Annotated in this window: 17 protein-coding genes; 9 read left to right on the top strand and 8 right to left on the bottom strand. The window is 72.0% G+C overall.

From position 1 onward, the window contains the following. Window positions 1-14: 14 nt before the first annotated feature. Genes OG714_RS32510 through OG714_RS32520 form a run of 3 tightly spaced genes read right to left on the bottom strand, consistent with a single transcriptional unit; the run spans window position 15 to window position 3,745 of the window. Window positions 15-1,436 (bottom strand): exopolysaccharide biosynthesis polyprenyl glycosylphosphotransferase, encoded by a 1,422-nt coding sequence (locus OG714_RS32510; protein WP_406126355.1) that lies wholly within the window; start codon window positions 1,434-1,436, stop codon window positions 15-17. Next, window positions 1,433-2,608 carry a glycosyltransferase gene (locus OG714_RS32515; protein ID WP_406126357.1) on the bottom strand — a complete coding sequence of 392 codons (1,176 nt, stop codon included), beginning with the start codon at window positions 2,606-2,608 and terminating at the stop codon, window positions 1,433-1,435. The genes OG714_RS32510 and OG714_RS32515 overlap by 4 nt, the downstream gene beginning before the upstream one ends. Before the next feature lie 54 nt (window positions 2,609-2,662). Then, window positions 2,663-3,745, bottom strand: coding sequence for a DUF3344 domain-containing protein (locus OG714_RS32520; protein ID WP_406126359.1), 1,083 nt, complete (start codon window positions 3,743-3,745; stop codon window positions 2,663-2,665). Between the two features lie 254 nt (window positions 3,746-3,999). Between OG714_RS32520 and chpG the strand changes: the two genes are divergently transcribed. The 7 genes from chpG to OG714_RS32555 all read left to right on the top strand — a co-directional run bounded on the left by chpG (window position 4,000) and on the right by OG714_RS32555 (window position 8,592). Continuing rightward, a complete protein-coding gene (gene chpG / locus OG714_RS32525) occupies window positions 4,000-4,239 on the top strand; it encodes a chaplin ChpG (RefSeq protein WP_019065678.1) in 240 nt (79 codons plus the stop codon). 260 nt (window positions 4,240-4,499) lie between these two features. Further along, window positions 4,500-5,225: a hypothetical protein gene (locus tag OG714_RS32530; RefSeq protein ID WP_406126362.1), complete on the top strand. Its 726-nt coding sequence runs from the start codon at window positions 4,500-4,502 to the stop codon at window positions 5,223-5,225. 254 nt (window positions 5,226-5,479) lie between these two features. Continuing rightward, window positions 5,480-5,770: a hypothetical protein gene (locus tag OG714_RS32535; RefSeq protein ID WP_266856879.1), complete on the top strand. Its 291-nt coding sequence runs from the start codon at window positions 5,480-5,482 to the stop codon at window positions 5,768-5,770. Window positions 5,771-5,897: 127 nt separating this feature from the next. Then, window positions 5,898-6,395 carry a DUF5949 family protein gene (locus tag OG714_RS32540; protein WP_406126364.1) on the top strand — a complete coding sequence of 166 codons (498 nt, stop codon included), beginning with the start codon at window positions 5,898-5,900 and terminating at the stop codon, window positions 6,393-6,395. Between the two features lie 214 nt (window positions 6,396-6,609). Then, the gene (locus OG714_RS32545; RefSeq protein WP_406126366.1) at window positions 6,610-7,128 is read left to right on the top strand and encodes a hypothetical protein; all 519 of its coding nucleotides are present in this window, start codon (window positions 6,610-6,612) and stop codon (window positions 7,126-7,128) included. A 170-nt stretch (window positions 7,129-7,298) separates the two neighbouring features. After that, window positions 7,299-7,742: a tyrosinase family oxidase copper chaperone gene (locus OG714_RS32550; RefSeq protein WP_406126367.1), complete on the top strand. Its 444-nt coding sequence runs from the start codon at window positions 7,299-7,301 to the stop codon at window positions 7,740-7,742. Then, entirely contained in the window at window positions 7,726-8,592 is an 867-nt protein-coding gene (locus tag OG714_RS32555; RefSeq protein ID WP_406126368.1) for a tyrosinase family protein, read from the top strand. The genes OG714_RS32550 and OG714_RS32555 overlap by 17 nt, the downstream gene beginning before the upstream one ends. An 80-nt stretch (window positions 8,593-8,672) precedes the next feature. Here OG714_RS32555 and OG714_RS32560 read toward each other — a convergent pair whose 3' ends face one another. Further along, window positions 8,673-8,972, bottom strand: coding sequence for a chaplin (locus OG714_RS32560; protein ID WP_327403990.1), 300 nt, complete (start codon window positions 8,970-8,972; stop codon window positions 8,673-8,675). Window positions 8,973-9,168: 196 nt separating this feature from the next. On the opposite strand from OG714_RS32560, the gene OG714_RS32565 reads away from it, so the two are divergent. Then, window positions 9,169-9,711 carry a DUF2087 domain-containing protein gene (locus OG714_RS32565; RefSeq protein WP_406126370.1) on the top strand — a complete coding sequence of 181 codons (543 nt, stop codon included), beginning with the start codon at window positions 9,169-9,171 and terminating at the stop codon, window positions 9,709-9,711. A gap of 40 nt (window positions 9,712-9,751) precedes the next feature. Here the strand turns inward: OG714_RS32565 and OG714_RS32570 are convergent, their stop codons facing one another. Further along, window positions 9,752-10,711, bottom strand: a complete 960-nt coding sequence (locus OG714_RS32570) for a D-2-hydroxyacid dehydrogenase family protein (RefSeq protein WP_406126372.1) — start codon at window positions 10,709-10,711, stop codon at window positions 9,752-9,754. 67 nt (window positions 10,712-10,778) lie between these two features. Beyond that, entirely contained in the window at window positions 10,779-12,314 is a 1,536-nt protein-coding gene (locus OG714_RS32575; protein ID WP_406126373.1) for an APC family permease, read from the bottom strand. Window positions 12,315-12,725: 411 nt separating this feature from the next. Here OG714_RS32575 and OG714_RS32580 point away from each other — a divergent pair, with 411 nt between their 5' ends. Beyond that, on the top strand, window positions 12,726-15,794 hold the full coding sequence (locus OG714_RS32580; protein WP_406126375.1) for an AfsR/SARP family transcriptional regulator: 3,069 nt from the start codon (window positions 12,726-12,728) through the stop codon (window positions 15,792-15,794). A gap of 21 nt (window positions 15,795-15,815) precedes the next feature. Here the strand turns inward: OG714_RS32580 and OG714_RS32585 are convergent, their stop codons facing one another. Beyond that, entirely contained in the window at window positions 15,816-15,962 is a 147-nt protein-coding gene (locus OG714_RS32585; protein ID WP_406126377.1) for a hypothetical protein, read from the bottom strand. Window positions 15,963-16,072: 110 nt separating this feature from the next. Further along, window positions 16,073-17,377: a cytochrome P450 gene (locus OG714_RS32590; protein ID WP_406126378.1), complete on the bottom strand. Its 1,305-nt coding sequence runs from the start codon at window positions 17,375-17,377 to the stop codon at window positions 16,073-16,075. Window positions 17,378-17,386 lie beyond the last annotated feature (9 nt).

The raw sequence follows: 17,386 nt of genomic DNA on the forward strand, positions 1-17,386 counted from the left end.
CGGTGGTTCACGGCTCAGCTCCCGGTCGGACGTACGAGCGCGGTCGCCGTGCGGGCCAGGATGCAGATGTCCTGCCACAGCGACCAGTTGTCGATGTACGCGTTGTCGAACCGGCAGCGGTCCTCGATCGAGGTGTCGCCGCGCAGCCCGTGGATCTGGGCGAGGCCGGTGATGCCGGTCTGCATCCGGTGGCGGGCCGCGTAGCCGGGGTAGGCCTGGCTGAACTGCGCGACGAAGTACGGTCGTTCGGGCCGCGGGCCGACCAGGCTCATGTCGCCCCGGAACACGTTCCACAGCTGGAGCAGTTCGTCCAGCGAGGTCTGGCGCAGGAAGCGGCAGAAGCGGCTCATCTGCAACTCGCCCGCGACGCTCCAGCGGGTCGCCGCCTCGTGGTCGTCGACCGGGCGGTGCGTGCGGAACTTCAGCAGGGTGAAGGGGCGGCCGTCCTTGCCGATGCGCTCCTGGCGGAAGACGACACCGCGCCCGTCGGTGAGACGGAGGACCACCGCGCACACCAGCAGCAGGGGGCTGACCAGGAGGAGCAGGGTGCCGGACGCCAGTACGTCCAGGGCCCGCTTGCCGAAGCTGCCGGGGTGGCGTGACCCCAACTCCAGCCTGCGGCAGGCGAATCCGGCGAGCTGGTCACGCATCTCGTACGAGGGCGAGTCGGCGTCGACCTCCCAGACCACGCAGCCCGACTCCGCCAACGCCCGCAGCAGCGGCCCGCGTTCGGACCGTACAGAGGGATGCACGGTGAGGACGGCCCGGACGCCGTTCTGGATGAGGGCGCGCTCGACCTCCTCGCCGGTGGTCAGTACGGGCAACCCCTCGGTGCCGTCCGGGTGTTCGGCGACGATGCCGATCGGCTCGACCCCGCACTTCGGGTGCCGCAGCAGCGCCGCCGCCACGCGTTGCGCGGTCGTCGCCGGGCCGATCACCAGGGCGGCGCGGGGGCGGTTGAGGAGTGCCTTGCGGCGGCGTCGGTGCACCGCGCCGCGGGCCGCGCAGCTCGCCGCCGTCTGGAGGGCGAAGCCCAGGAGCAGGGTGCGCGGGGACAGCGCGCGGTCGGGGGCGTAGGCCGCGGTGAGCGTGCCGAGCGCGAGCCACGCGACGGCGATCCGGCCGCAGACGGCGGGCAGTTCGTCGAGGACGCGCGGTACGGCCCGGGGCAGATGCGGGCGCAGCAGTATCGACCCGGCGATCAACAGGGCCACCAGCAGCGGTCTGCGCTGGCTGCCGGTGAGCGCGAGGGCGCCCACCACGGCGGCGGCGAGGTCCGCGCCGAGCAGCGGCAGCGGTGAGGCCGGCCGCGCGGGCGGGCGGCGGACCGGGAACCGGAAACCGCCGCCGGTGCGGCGGGGGATGACCGAGACGTTCGAGAATCCGTGATCCCGTGGCTGTCCGCCGGGGGAGGGGACGGTGCTTTCCGCAGTCACGAGTGGATGGACTCCCTGCACTCGGTGGGCACGACGGGTTTGCCGCCGAGCAGATCGCGATAGACCTCCGCGACCGCCTCGGCGGTGTGCCGCACGTCGTGCGTGGACTGGACGTACCGGCGTCCCTGGTGGCCGAGGGACTCGCGCAGCAGCGGGTCGAGCAGCAGCTCGGCGACGGCCCCGGACAGCACCGCCGGGTTCTCGGCCGGGACCAGGCAGCGCGGGGCGAGACCGGCCGGCAGGCTCTCGCGGGCGCCCGCGACATCCGTGACGACGACGGGCCGGGCGCAGGCCATCGCCTCCAGCGGAGCCAGCGCCATGCCCTCCCAGCGCGAGGGCAGGACCACCAGATCTGCGGCCTGGTACCAGGGCACGGCATCGGGGACGGAACCCGCGAACAGCACGGAATCCGGGGCGAGTTCACGCAGCGCGGCCCGGTCGGGCCCGTCGCCGACGAGCACGAGCCGCGCCTTCGGCACCCGCCGGACCACCTCGTCCCACGCCGTCAGCAGGACGTCCTGGCCCTTCTGCCGGCACAGCCGCCCCACGCACACCACCAGCGGCGCCGCCGGATCGACCCCGGCGAGCTGCTCGATCCCGGCCCGTACGGTGTCCACGGCCGCGGGGTGGAAGCGCTCGGTGTCGATCCCGTTGGGGATCACGCTCCAGCGGCCCCGGACCCCGGCCCGCAGCCCGGTCGTCCGCTCCGCCTCGCTCACGCACACCGTCCGGGTGGCCCAGCGCGCACCCCACCGCTCCCAGCCGACCGCGAGCGCGGCGGTGACCCCGCCGACCGCCTCGAACGACCAGGCGTGCGGCTGGAACACGGTCGGGATCCGCCCCCGCACGGCGAGCCGCCCGGCCAGACCGGCCTTCGCGCTGTGCGCGTGCACCAGATCGGGCCGCACCTCCGCGACCACCCGGGCGAGCCGCCGTACCTCGGAGACGAGCGCCGGTCCGGGTGACCGGGTCGCCTCCCACAGTCGTACGTCGGCGCCGAGCGCCCGGACCCCGTCCGCGAGGCTGCCGCCTGCGGGGCAGGCGACCGTGACGTGCAGGCCCGAGGCGAGCTGAGCCCGCGTCAGATCCGTGACGACACGGGCGACTCCGGCGTCCACGGGCTGGGCGAGGTGCAGGACCCGTGGCCGAGGGTCGGTTGCTGGCTGGTGCATTGCGCGGTTTCCTCGCTCACGGGTGGCGCTCGGGACTGCGGGCGGGAACGCGCCTCACTGCTGGGCGTCGACGGCGACGAAGAGCGCCCCGAACCACGCCGCGTCCCGCTGGGAAACGAGCCGGAAGGCCAGCTGGTCACCGCCGGGACGCAGCGCCTTGCCGAGATCGAACACATCGGAGTCGTAGCCGAGCGTGTTCGCATACGCGGGCGCACGCTCCGAAGGCGCCGCCGCCGGGTCGCTGATCGTGGAATTCAGCACGTCGTCACGGGGGTTGGCACCGTCACCGAGCGCGGTGGCGTTCGTACGACCGGTCGAGAGTGTGAGCGAATCCCCGGCGCGGCCGCGATCCCCGTCGTACGCCACCACGCCCGCGCGTCCCCCGGCGTGCGCGGGCACACGCACCCCGCGCATCCGGATCTCCGCGCCGGTACGGGAGTCCAGCGCGTCGAAGCCGTCCCACAACTCCAGCCGGCGCAGCGGCTCCTGCGGCTTCTCGTACGCCACGACGAGCGTCCAGCCACCCCACGCGCCGGCCGCCGACTTGCCCATCGCGGTGTTGATCTGGGCCACGGTGTAGAGGCCCGAACCGCTCTCCCGGACCAGCTTGGTGACGTCCGCCGAGGCCTGGAACGCGTCCGCGCCGCCCGCCACCCGGTGTCCGACGACCGTGTCCGCGAGCACCGCCTTGTACTCGCCGCCGGGCTCCGCGACCAGCACCCGACCGTTGTCCTTGGGCGGCTTCTGCTCGCCCACGCGGAGGTTGCCGCCCCAGTACAGCCGCGCGTACGTGGCCCGGGCTCCCTCGGGCAGCCGGATCTCCGCGCGGGAGGAGTCGTAGGTGTTCGGGTCGCGGTCGACGTCGACGTAGAACATGTCGAAGTCGCCGTTGACCGCGGCCTGCCCCTCTCGTACGGCCGGGCAGGCGGCCGCGTTCGCACGGCAGCTGATGGAGGTGTTGGCCGCGCGGACGATGCCGCCGTGCTGGAGCGCGTGGTAGCGCTGGGCGAACGGGACGCGCGTCGCCTCGGCGGCGGGCGGGGCGGACGCTCCGGAGGCGGCCGGGGCCCAGATCGTGACGAGGGCGAGAGCGCCCGTCGACGCCCGGCGCAGCAACGGACCCAGGGAATTGCGCATGACCGGAGGTGCCCTTTCGGGAAGTACGGCCCCTATGTGCGATGTGATGGCTATAGGGGTACTTCGGGAGGTGCGCAACTCTAGTGGCTATCCGTATTAATCCGGCGAAACGTGGCAAGTGTGTCGGAATGGTGAAGTTAGGCCTTCTGGGAGATCACCCCATTGGCCGCACAACCCCTTTGGGCGCCGCGCGTTGACACAGCGCCGGGCATCCCCGCCCGGATGTTTGTTTCAACCCCAAGGAGCACCTCTCCATGTCGCGTATCGCGAAGGGCCTGGTCCTGACCTCCGTTGCCGCCGCCGCCATGGCGGGCACCGCCGGCATCGCCGCCGCGGACAGCGACGCGCACGGCGCTGCCGCCCACTCCCCGGGCGTGCTGTCGGGCAACGTCGTCCAGGTTCCGGTCCACATCCCGGTCAACGTCTGCGGCAACACCGTCAACGTCATCGGCCTGCTGAACCCGGCCTTCGGCAACACCTGCGTCAACGACTGACGTCCGCGCGCATCACTTCGGCCGGCCGTTCTCCCGTGGTGTGTCCACGGGGGGACGGCCGGTCGGCGTTTCGCGGTGTTGCCCCGAATGGGCGGTAGCGGTCCCGGTCCGGCGTTTCTGTCTTGACATGGCCCTCACCAGGCACGACGTCGACCGTACGACTGACGGACGGTCACCCGGCGCGTCCGACCGGTTGCAGATGGTGGTGAGCGCTTTCACGGTGGGCTCAAGATCCGAAGCACCACCGAAAGGAAACACCCATGCGTGGTCTGCCCGCACGGCGCGTCGCGTCCTCCGTGCTCTGTGCCACCGTCCTGATCGGAATCGCCGGCCCCGTGGCCGTCGCGGCCGACAACGACTCGGCGCGGAAGCACGTCCACGCCGCGTCGAGCGCGCCGGTCCCGGGCGCTGACGCACTGCTCGCCCAGGTCAAGGGCCTCGGTGACGTCGGCGGCGTACTCACCCCCGTCACCGACCTGTTGACCCAGGCGCTCAAGGCCGACAACGGCCAGCTCTCCGCCGACCAGGCGAAGACGCTGGGCGACGCGGTCACCGCGGCCATCGCCAAGATCACCGCGGCGGCGCCGGCCGCACCGGCGGTCCCGGCGGTTCCCGCCACGCCGGCCGTCCCCGCCGTGCCCGCCGTACCGGCGGCGCCCGCCCTGCCCGCGCTGCCCTCGCTCAAGAGCGGCGACGACTCCAAGGCCAAGGCGCCCGCCGACCTCGCCGGTGACGCCCTCGCGTCCCTGCAGAAAGCGGTCGCCACGCTGCTCGCGGCGGTCACCTCCGGCGACGTCGCCGGTGTCGTCCCGGCGGTCACCGGTGTGGTGACGGGCCTCGTCAACGTGGTCGCGGCCACGCTGCTGGGCGGCGGCCTGCCCGCACCGAGCCTGCCCGGTCTGCCCGCGCTGCCGTCGTTGCCGTCGACGTCCTCGCTTCCGGCGGTACCCGCGGTGCCCGCCGTTCCGGCGCTTCCGGGAGTGTGAAGCGAACTGTCGTAGAAGAGTCGTAGCGCAGTCGTAGAACGGCCGTCGGGCCGGTCCTTTGCGGGATCGGTCCGGCGGCCTTTTCCGCTGTACGGCCTTTTCATATGAGGATGGGAAACGCCGATGAGACACACGCTGCATTCGAGTGGGCAGCAGAAACTTTCTGCGCACGGGGTTTCCGCCCCGGCCGGAACTCGTTACACACGGCGACAGAATTCGCTCTGGTGACATGAGTTGCCGAAGAAAGGAACACGATGAAGTCCCTGAAGGCTGCCGCTGTCGTTGCCGGGTCCCTCGCCATCGCCGGTGCCGCCGCGCCCGCGTTCGCCTACAGCCCCGCCGACGTGACGCCCACCAGCCTCACCGGCGCCGTCAACACCCTCACCAGTGGTCAGCTCCAGCCCGCCGACGTGATGCCGCTCCAGCACCAGTCGGACGCGCTCGACACCGAGAACAAGGGCTCCGCGCTCAACACCGTCAAGGGTGCGACCGCCGCGCTGAACCAGCACAACCCGCTGCTCGGCGGTCTGCCGCTGCAGAGCTGAGTCCCGCCGGTGGTGTTCGAGGGGCGTCGCGAGGCGTCCCTCGTTCGTGTGGCGGGGTGCCCGCGCCATCGGCCGGACGGGTGAGAACGCGTCCGAGGGCCTTCCGGCCCGTCGATAAGGTCGCGCGGTGACCTCAACCTCAAGCGAAACGCGCCCCTTCCGCGTCGCCGACCTCGGCACCCTCGTCGTCCTGGCGTGGAGCGGCGAGGCCCCCGACGGGGACATGCCCTATCTCCTCGCCTACACCCTGGGCGACGCCGCGGACGGCCCCGAGGCCGCCACCGCCGCCGTGGAACGGCTGCTGACCGACAACGGGCTCCCGGTCGGCGGCAACATCGTCGACGGCGCCACCAAGCCCAGCCTGCCGATCACCATGCTCGTCGAGTCCGGGCAGGCCGTCCTCAACATGCCGCAGCTCAACGCCCAGTGCGTGCCGCCGCCCGAGTGGCTCGCGGCCGTCGGCGAACGCGGCTTCGCCTACCTGGTGTTCACCACCCGCCCGTGGCCCGAGGCCGAGCCGGGCAAGCCCGTCACCCCCGAGGCGCTGGCCGAGTTCGCCGGCTCCGAGGACACCCTGAACGCCGCCGCGCACATCATCCTGCCCGCCCGCAGCCTGCGCGGCTGAGCACCGGACGGGCGACCGGACAGCGGGCGGGAACGCCGGTTCCGGCCCGCTGACGGGAAGCGGATTCCGGCCCGCTGACGGGAATTCCGGAAAGCTGACTACTACGGCACCCGGGGGAATCTTGAACTGATGCCCTGCCCGGCCTCGTTACCCGGGCAGCACGCAGAGCTTCAGCACGCAGAGCCTCCGAATTCCGAAAGGGACCGTACTCGAGATGAAGTCGACCACCCGAGGAACCATCGCCGCCGTCATCACGGCCGTGGCGGCCGCGGCCGGCGCCGCCACCGCGACCCCCGCCGCCGCGCTCGGCGCGGTTCCCGTGCCCGTGCCGCTGGAGGGCGCGGAGAACGCCCTCGGCATGGAACTCCCCAAGCTGGGCGGGGAGATCCCGGTGCCCATGCCGGGCTCGCCCGAGGGCCCGCGGTACGTCGAGGGCCGGCTCATCCCGGAGCGCGCCGTACCCCAACTCCCCGTCCACGGCGGCCTGCCGGGCCTCGGCCTGCGCGCCCCGCTGCCGCACGTCCTCGGCGACGGCTTCGACCACGTCGGCGTCAGCACGCCCGCCTCCGACCTGCGCACGATGGCCCCGGGCCTGGCGCTGGACGTGCCGCTGACCCCGCCCAACCCCGACAACTTCGGCCTCCCGGACCTGAAGGCGCCCCAACTGGGCGTCCTCGCCCCGGTGTTGCAGACCGTGCCGGGCGCGGACCTGGTCACGGGCGCGGGCCTCTGAGCCGTAGCGCCGTAGTGCGGGAAGAACGAGGACGGCCTTAGGGCCGGAGCGGACGAGGGCCCGGGTGGTGCGACCCGGGCCTTCGGTCTGTCCGCGGTCGGCATGGTGACCGGGCGGGGTGTCGGACGGTTAGCCCCTCGAACGGACGGAACGGACGAGGGAGTTGGGCCATGAGCGTGAGCGTCGGTGGAGTACCCGTGGGCCGGGAGCCGGTCAGATCCTGGCCGGTGCGCAGGACGCGGCGGGAGGCGTTGCGCGGGGTGTTCGGTGCCGCCCTCGCCGTGGCCCTCGTGCCCGTCGTCGCGGCCTCGCGGCCCACGCGTTCCGGCGAGGACCCCGGGGACACCGCCTTCGACGAGACGTACCGGGGCCGTCGTATCCACGGTGTCCTGAAGGACGGGTGGCAGGTGACGGTGGACGGCCGGCCGCTGCATCTGATGCGGCGCGCGGACGGCACCTGGCTGAGCATGGTCGACCACTACCGCTCGTATCCCACCGCCCTGGAGGCGACCCGCGCGGCCGTCGACGAGCTGAGCCCCGGGCGCGAACTGCGCGAGGCGGACGGGCCGATGGGGCAGATGCACATGGGGGGAGACCATGGCGTACACGCGTAAGGACGTCAGCACGCTCACGAGCGCCGAGAAGCGGCGGTTCGTGGCGGCGATGCTGGAGATCAAACGGCGGGGCGAGTACGACGAGTTCGTGCGTACGCACATCGAGTACTTCGTGCCCGACGGGGAGTACGGACTGCGCTCCGCGCACATGGCGCCCTCCTTCCTGCCCTGGCACCGGCAGTTCCTGCTGGATCTGGAGCGGGCGCTGCGCCGGGTCGACTCCTCGGTGACGGTGCCCTACTGGGACTGGACGCGGGAACGCTCGGCGACCTCCACGCCCTGGACCAAGGACCTCCTCGGCGGCACCGGGCGGCGCTCCGACCACCAGGTGACGACCGGGCCGTTCGCCTACGCGACGGGCAAGTGGAAGATCACGGAGAACATCACCGACGAGCCGTACCTCACAAGGGACCTGGGCCGGGCCGGCTCCCCGATCACGCTGCCGACGAAGGCCGACCTGGACGGGGCGCTCGCCGACCCGGTCTACGACATCCCGCCCTGGGACTCGACCTGCCGCACGGGGTTCCGCAACCGGCTGGAGGGGTGGGGCACCGGGCGGGGCAGCGCGTCCTGGCGCAACCACAACCGGGTGCACAAGTGGGTCGGGGGCGTGATGCTCGGCGGCGCGTCCGTCAACGACCCCGTCTTCTGGCTGCACCACGCCTTCGTCGACCTCCAGTGGTCGCGCTGGCAGAGCAGGCACCGCGGCGCCCACTATCTGCCGGCGAAGCCGCCGGGCGCCGGCGACGACCAGGAGGGGCGGGTCGTGGCACGGCAGGAGCGGATGCCGCCGTGGGACGTGACGCCGGAGCAGCTGGAGGACGTCAGCAGCATCTATCGGTACGGTTGACCGGTCGCGGACACGGGGAGAGCCCCGGCGCCTGAGGTGCCGGGGCTCTTCGCGTAGGTCCGTCCGCGTGTGCGGTCGAATCAGTGGCCGTAGCCGTTGCCGCCGTAGCCCGGGCCGGGGTGGCCGGGGTGGCCGTGGCCGCTCACGTTGGCGCAGGTGTTGCCGAAGGCCGGGTTCAGCAGGCCGATCACGCTGATGGTGTTGCCGCAGACGTTGACCGGGATGTGGACCGGCACCTGCACGACGTTGCCCGACAGGACGCCGGGCGAACCGACGGCCGCACCCTGCGCGCCCGCGTCCGCCATGGCCAGGCCGGCGCCACCGAGCGCCACGGCACCCGTGCCGAGGGCGACAACGGCCGCCTTCGCGATGCGAGACATCACGTTCTCCTTTGGTTCGATGAGTGCGACGGCACGACTCGCCACCGCACTTCGGGTTCAACGCGGCGGCGCATGGCTGGTAACGGCGACAGCGCGGGGATCACCGTTTTGAACACGACTTCGAGCGCCGGGCGCGGATGTTCGACGGCCGGAAATTCGGTGCCCTCGACGGGTGGGTGTCCATTAGCCTCCGGACATGGCAACCGACCAACTGATCCGGCTGTTCGCCGAGGAGAACCGGGTGCGTGCCTTCGCGGCGGTGGCCCTGGGCGCGGAGACCTCCGAGCGGGTCGCCGAGGTGGCCGGCCTGACCCCGAGGGGCACGGCCGTCGCCCTGCTGCGGCTGCGCGAACAGGGCGTGGTGAAGACCATGGACGACGGCGAACTGCGCGTCGACTACGACCTGTTCAAGAAGCTGGCCCGCGAGGGCGGCGAGCCGGCCGAGGACGGCCCGGCCACCGGCGACGAGCACACCGACATGATCCTGCGGACCTTCGTCCGGGGCGGCCGCCTCGTCCGCCTCCCCGCCCAGTGGACCCGCAAGCAGGTGGTGCTCCAGCACATCGCCGAGCAGACCTTCGCCCCGGGCATGGAGTACCCCGAGCGGATCGTCAACGAGAAGCTGCGCGCCTGGTGCGACGAGGGCGAGGTCGACCATGTGACGCTCCGGCGCTACCTGGTGGACCTCCATCACCTGCGGCGGAGCGAGGGAATCTACCGGCTGTCGACAGCCGCGTGACCCGCTGTTTCCACGGCAGCCGCCGTACGGGCCCTGGGTTCTACGGCAGCTGCCGTACGGGGGAACCCGTCAGGTAGGCCTGGATGTTCTCGACGGCCTGGCCGTAGTACGTCGTGTAGTTGGCCCGCGACACATAGCCGAGGTGGGGTGTCGCGAGCAGGCGCGGGGCCGTGCGCAGCGGGTGGCCGGCGGGGAGGGGCTCGCTGTCGAAGACGTCGAGGCCGGCGCCGGCGATGCGGCCCTCGCGCAGGGCGGTGAGCAGGGCGTCCTGGTCGACGATCGCCGCGCGTGAGGTGTTGATCAGGTACGCGGTGGGCCTGAGGAGGGCGAGTTCGGCGGGGCCGAGGAGACCGCGGGTGCGGTCGCCGAGGGCGAGGTGGACCGAGACGAAGTCGCTGTCCGCGAGCAACTCCTCCTTGGCCGGGGCGAGTTGGACGCCCACCTCGTCGGCGCGCTCCTTCGTGAGGTGCTCGCTCCACGCCGTGACGCGCATGCCGAAGGCCAGGCCCACCTGTGCGACACGGCTGCCGATCCTGCCGAGCCCGAGCAGTCCGAGGGTGCGGCCGTGCAGGTCGGCGCCGACCGTCCGCTGCCAAGGGCCGCCGCCGCGCAGGGAGTTGGCCTCCTCGACGATCCCGCGGGCGAGGCCCAGCAGGAGCGCCCAGGTCAGTTCGACGGGCGGGGTCGAGGAGCTGGCCGTACCGCACACGGTGACGCCGTGCGCCTTCGCGGCGGCGTAGTCGATGACGGAGTTGCGCATGCCGGAGGCGATCAGCAGCTTCAGGCGGGGCAGGCGGGCGAGGAGCGAGGCGGGGAAGGCGACGCGTTCGCGCAGGGTGACGACGATGTCGGCGGAGGCGAGCGCGGCGGCCAACTCGCCCTCGTCGTCGAGGTGTTGACGCAGGCTCACGACCTCCACGGTGTCCTCGACGGCCGACCAGTCGGCGAGTTCGGTCGCCACGTCTTGGTAGTCGTCGAGGACGACACAGCGCAGGGGCACGGCGGTTCGGTTCCTTCTGTCGTTTCCCGGATTCAGGTTCCCGGTTCTCCGGTGACCGACCGGAACGCTACTCCTTGGCGAGCGAGACCGAGTTGGCCGTGCGGGTCGGCTTGCCCAGGGCCCAGAAGAGGACGCCGAGGAGCATGAAGGCGACGAGCGGTACGAGCTCCGTCAGCAGGTACTTCCAGCGCTCGGCGTGGGTCCAACCGTCCGGGAGGTAGTCGGCGCCGAACCAGTGGTCGCCGAAGCCGGGGGCGATCAGCTGCACGCTGGCGAACAGGATGAGCACCGTGAGGACCGTGCTGATGGTGCGGGGGAAGGGCGCCTTGTAGGGGCGGGGGACGTCCGGGGCCTTGCGGCGCAGTACCGCCAGGGCCGGGAAGATGCCCAGGTAGCTGACCAGGGTGGTGGATACGGCGAGACCGAGGACGGCACCGAAGAGCTTGGCCGCGCTGCCGTTGGTGAGCTGGTGGGCCAGGACCAGGACGAGGGTGGAGACCAGGCCGCTGAGGATGTTGACCCGGACCGGCGTGCCGAACCGGCTGGAGATGACGCCGAGGAAGCGGGGCGCCGCGCCGTCGTAGCCGGAGACGGCGAGGGCGCGGTCGGAGCCCATGACCCAGGTGACGCCGGAGGACAGCACCGTGAGGATGAACAGGACCGCGGCGATGTCCCCGAGGACCGTGCCGGCGCCGCTGCTCGTGACGGTGCCGTCGGCGGCCACGTCACCGCCGTAGACGGTGAAGACCTGGCGGATCGCGTCGAGGAAGCCGCCGAGGCCGGTGATGGCCTTGACCGGGAGGACGAGCAGGATGCCGAGGATGGGGAGGGCGTAGAGGAGTACGGCGAGGGCGGCGCTGCGGAAGATCGCGAAGGGGACGTCCTTCTGGGCGTCGGTCATCTCGTCGCCGGCGGTGTTGGGCAGTTCGAAGCCGACGTAGTTGAACATCAGGACGGGGACCAGGCCGACGAAGCCCGCGTACGTCGGGGAGAAGTCGCCGGGGCCGAAACCGTGCAGGCCGTGCTGGATGCCGTAGACGACGACCGTGATCGTGAACAGGCCGAGCAGGACGAAGCGGCTCCAGGCGCCGATGGTGGGGATCCACTTGCCGACGTCGAAGGAGAGGATCGCGGCGAGGACGCCCACCCAGATGAAGACGAGGGCGAAGACGTAGAAGGCGGGGGTGCTGAGGTCCTTGCCGTCGTTGAAGAAGGTCGTGTACGCCGTGACCGCGGAGACGGCGAGGGTGCCGCCGAGCCAGACCGGGTTGGTGATCCAGTACAGGAAGTTGTTGACGGCGCCCGCGAGGCGGCCGAAGGCCCGGCTGGTCCAGATGTAGGGGCCGCCCTCCTCGGGGAACGCGGCGCCCAGCTCGGCGATCAGCAGCGCGGACGGGATGAAGAACACCGCGGCCAGCACGATGAGCCAGGTGAACGCCTCGGCGCCGGACGAGGCGACCGTGCCGATGGTGTCGACGCCGACGATCGTGCAGAGGAGGAAGAAGAGGATGTCGAAACGGCCGAAGTGCTTGCGCAGCTTCTGCCGCTCCACCTGTGCTGCGGCCGGCGCGGCCGGCTCGGGGGCGATCTGACCAGCGGCCACCGGGGCTCCTGCGGGTTCGGGGAGGAGGGGAGTGGGGGGAGGAGGGGCGGAGTTGGGAGGGGGGAGTTGCGGGGACGGGGGCGGGATTCGGCCAATGATCTGCCGCTCCTGCGAAATCCCACAAGCGTTCGGGGCTGATTCTTGACCATTACGTATCCGTCCGGACGTAACGGAAACGGGGGCGAAACACGGGCCGGGACATGGGCCGGGATGCGGGGGCCGTCGCGACCGTCGCGACCGACCTGCCGACGTCGTCCACTGATCCCGCGGCGCTCGCGGTCTGTTGCCGACGGGAGATCGTTTCTGTTTCTTTGACGTTGCGTGAACAGGTGACAGCTTAAAATCACCACGCGTAGATTTCGATGATCATGCACACGATCATGCGGAAAGCGGAGTCAAGGGGGACGCAGAGTGGACGACGGTGTGCGTGGGGAGGCGAGATTCGCGATCCTGGGGCCGCTGGAAGTCAGGGCCGGAGGGGTCCGGCTGCGGCTCGGCGGGCCCATCCAGGCGCGGGTGCTGACCACCTTGCTGCTCGACCCGTGCCGGATGGTGCCGGTGTCGCGGCTGGTGGAGGCGGGGTGGGACGACGAGCCGCCGGCGACCGCGGCGCACCAGGTGCGCAAGGCGATCGCCGATCTGCGGCAGCGCATCCCGGACGGGCCTTCGATGATCGTCACCGACGGTCCGGGATACCGGGTGGACGTCGCCCGGGAGCAACTCGACCTGAGCCTGTTCTCCGACCGGCTGCGTGAGGCGCGGGACGCGCTGGAGGCGGGCCACCCCGCCGAGGCCGTCGAGCTGCTGCGCACCGCCCTCGTGCTGTGGCGCGGCCCCGTGCTGCCCGGAGGCGGCGGGTCGGTGATCGCCGCGGCCTCCGTCGTACTGGAGGAGCGTCGGCTGGCCGCCGTCGAGCAGTTGATGGAGCTGCGGCTGACGCTGGGCGAGAGCCGGGAGCTCATCGGTGATCTGCGCGAGCTCGTCGCCGAACATCCGCTGGGGGAGTCGTTCCGCGGGCAGTTGATGCTCGCGCTGTACCGCTCGGGGCGGCAGGCCGAGGCGCTGGCCGAGTACGCCAAGGCCAGAGAACTGCTCGTCGAGGAACTGGGCATCGAACCCGGTCCCCAACTGACCCGGCTGCACGAGGCCATTCTCCGGGACAGTCCCGAACTGGCCGTACCGGACGCCGTGTTGGCGGAACCCGCGGTCGCGCCGGCGACGCCCGCGGCGACCGGCGAAGGCGAGCCCGAGGCGGCGGCCCCGTGCACCCTGCCGCACGACCTCACGGACTTCGCCGGGCGCGACCGGGAGCTGACCCAGCTGCTGGAGTACGCCGCACCGCCGCAGGACGGGGCGGTGCGGATCGTGGCCGTGGACGGCATGGGAGGCAGCGGCAAGACCGCGCTCGTCGTCCGGGGCGCGCACCGGCTGGCCGAGCGGTACCCGGACGGACAGCTCTTCGTCGACCTGCGCGGATTCACCCCCGGCGAGCAGCCGGTGCGGCCCGGCACGGTGATCGGCACGCTGCTGCGCACCCTGGGCGTGGCGGGGGAGCGGATCCCCGACGACCTCGACGGCCGGGTCGCCCTGTGGCGGGCCACCCTGGCGAACCGGCGGCTGCTCCTGGTGCTGGACAACGCGGCGGACGCCGCGCAGATCCGCCCGCTGCTGCCCTCGCACCCGGGTTCCCTGGGCCTGCTCACGAGCCGTACCCGCATGATCGGTCTCGACGGGGCCGAGTGGATGTCCATCGGGACGATGTCGCCCTCGGACAGCCTCGCGCTGATCACCGGCGCGCTGGGCGAGGAGCGGGTGCTCGGTGAGCCGGTGGCGGCGGCCGAGCTGGCGGCCCTGTGCGGGAACCTGCCGCTCGCCCTGCGGATCGCCACGGCCCGGTTGCGCAACCGGCCGCTGTGGACCCTGGGCCATCTCGTGGGCCGGCTCGGGGACGAGACCCGCCGGCTCGACGAGCTGAAGTCCGGTGACCGCAGCGTCGAGGCCACCCTGCGGATGTCGTACCACGGACTGGACGTGAGGCATCGCGAGGCGTTCCGGCTGCTCGGGCTGCACCCGGGCGCCGAGACCGACACCGACTCGGCGGCCGCCCTGCTCGACACCGGGGCGCCCGAGGCCGAGGAGGTGCTGGAGCATCTGCTGGACATGCACCTGGTCGAGCAGCACGAGATCGGCCGGTACACCTTCCACGACCTGGTGCGCAGCTTCGCGCAGCGGCTCCGCGAGGAGGAGGGTGCGGACACCGGACAGGAGCGGGCCGCCTTCGGGAGACTGCTCGACCACTTCCTCGCGGTGACGGACCGGGCGTGCGGGATCCTCTATCCGGGGCGTGTTCCCGTCGGTGTCGCCGCGCACGGGAGCACCGACGACGCGCCCATCACGGCGGTGGCCGAGCCGCCGTCGAGCGGGCAGGTCGCCGAGGCGGAGTCGTTCTTCGAACGGGAACACGGCGCGCTGCTCTCGGCCGTCGCGCGCGCCGAGCGGCTGGGCTTCCTCGACCAGACCGTGCACCTCTCCCGCAACCTGGTCTTCCATCTCAACTCGCGCAGCCACCTGGAGGAGTACCGGCAGGCGGCGACGATCGCGGTGGCCGCGGCCCGCGGGCTCGGGAATCCCGGGCTGCTCCGGGTGAGCCTGTCGAATCTGGGCTCCGCGTGGTGGCGTCTTGGCCGGTTCCGGGACGGGATCCCGGTGGCGGAAGAGGCGTTGGGCGTCGCGAAGGACCACGGGGACCGCAACGGCGAGGCGGTCTGCCTCAGCCTGCTGGGTCTGCTGCACAGCTGCCTCGGTCATTTCCCCGAGGCGCAGGGCTATCTGGAGCAGGCGGTCGAACGGCGTCACGACATGGCCGACGGCAGACAGGGCGCGTACGCCTGGTGCAGCCTGAGCACGGTGTACACCTGGCTCGGCCGGTACCAGGAAGCCGTGGTGGCCGCCGAGCACGCGGTGCAGCTCAGCCGCGAACTCGGCGCCCGCGCCGAGGAGATCACGGCACTGACCGATCTGACGGCGGCCCTGCTCGGCGCCGGGGAGCACCCGGCCGCACTCACCGTGGTGGAACGCGCCCTGGAACTCGGCGACGAGGTGCGGATGCCGGAGGAGTACGCGCACGCGCTGGCACTCGCCGCGGACGCGAGCCAGTGGCTCGGTGCCGGCGAGGAGTCGGTCGGGTACGCGGACCGGGCCCTGCACCTGATCCGCTCCAAGGGGACCGCGACCCGGCAGGCGACCGTCCAGAACATCCTCGGGCGGGTGCACTGCCGCAGGGGCGAGTTCGAGCAGGCCCTGGAACTGCACCGCAGCGCGCGGTTCCACGCCGGGGCCATCGAGTACCGGATCGAGGTGGCCCATGCCGTCGAGGGGATGGCCGAGGCCCTCGACGGCATGGGCGACGTACGGGAGGCGGCCGCGCACCGGCTCGGCGCGAACGAGCTCTACGCCGGGATGACGGGCGTACGCCGGTGAGCGGGCCCACCGGCGGCCGGGTCAGGAGCCGGTGCTGCCCGGGCCGGTGCCGTTGGCCAGGACGGCGTGGCCGGCGGCGGGGGCGGACACCTCGTGCGTGAGGGCGCCGATTCCCGAGGCGAGGGCGATGGTGAGGATTCCGGCGAGTACGGCCAGTTTGCTGCGCATTCCGTGCACCTTCGTTTCTGCGAGTCCGGTGGGTGTGTGTGCGGGTGCGAGGACGGGCGTGTTCCGGATGAGGTGCGCCGGCGCTTCCCTGCTTCGCGTAGTCGGAATGCTCACCGCGGCCCTTCCCGCCCCGTTCCCGGACCGGTACCGGTGGGAAGGGCATATGCGGAGGTCAAACGGATGGGAAGGGTCCGCAAGCCGTTGACCACGATGGACTCCAGCCGCTCGGCCGGGCCGTCCGGTACCGCTCGGTCCACCCGCGCGAAGAACTCCCGCAGCACGGCCCGGATCTCCAGCCGTGCCAGCTGGGTGCCCACGCAGTAGTGCGGGCCCGCGCCCAGCGCCAGATGCCGGTTCGGGGACCTCCGGAGGTCGAAGCGGTCGGGGTCGGGGAAATGCGCCGGGTCGCGGTTGGCCGCCGTCAGCCAGCACACGACGAGATCGCCCCGGCGGATCCGCTCGCCGCCGAGCTCCACGTCCCGGGTCGTCCGCCGCACGATGTGCGTGGCGCTCGACGTCCAGCGCAGGATCTCGTCGATCGCGGACTCCATCACCCCGGCGTCGTCGATGTTCCGGCGCAGCAGCTCGAACTGGTCCGGGTGGTCCAGGAGCGCCAGCATCCCGCCCGACATGGCGAGCCGGACGTTCTCCGTGCCGCCCACCAGCAGGTTGTCGCAGTTGAGCACCACCTCGTCGAGCGGGAGCGGTTCGCCCTCGTAGCGCACCCCGGCCAGCACGCTGACGAGGTCCTCGCCCGGATCGGTCCGGCGGCGCTCCACCAGGTCGCCGAAGTAGTCCAGGATCTCCAGGTGGGCCAGGCTGCGGTCCTCCGCCGTGGCGGCGCAGAAGGCGTCCGTCGACCACTCGATGATCTGCGGCCGGTCCTCGTCCGGAATGCCGAGGAACGCGCAGACGACCTCCACCGGCAACTGCGCGGCGACCTCGGTCACGAAGTCGAACCGGCCCTTTTGTACGGCCGCCTCGACGATCCGCCGCGCCGAGGCGTCCAGGGCGGACTGGAGCAGCCGCAGGTTCCTGGGCGCGAACCAGCCGGCGACTGCTCCGCGCAGCACGCGGTGGCGTGGCGGGTCGGACAGCGCCAGGGTCCGGTTGCCGCCGGGGTCCTCGCCCTGGGACAGCGGGCGCAGCAGGATGCCGGACGAGGAACTGAACGCGTCGGCGTCCCTGAGCACCTCCTTGATCTCGTCGTGCCGGGTCAGCGACCAGAAGCCGGGGAAGACGCCGGGCTCGTGCCACAGCACGGGGGCGGCCTGCCGCATCCGCCGCCACAGTTCGAAGGGACTGCCGTGCCGGTAGGTCCGTCCGTCGATGAGCCGGCCGGCCTCGCGGCGCAGTTCGGCGAGGTCCTGTAGGTCTCCCGGATGCCCGGTCGGGTCGGTGTGGGTGTACGGCATGCTGCATTC

This window comes from Streptomyces sp. NBC_00989 (genome assembly GCF_045162655.1).
Taxonomy (GTDB): Bacteria; Actinomycetota; Actinomycetes; order Streptomycetales; family Streptomycetaceae; genus Streptomyces.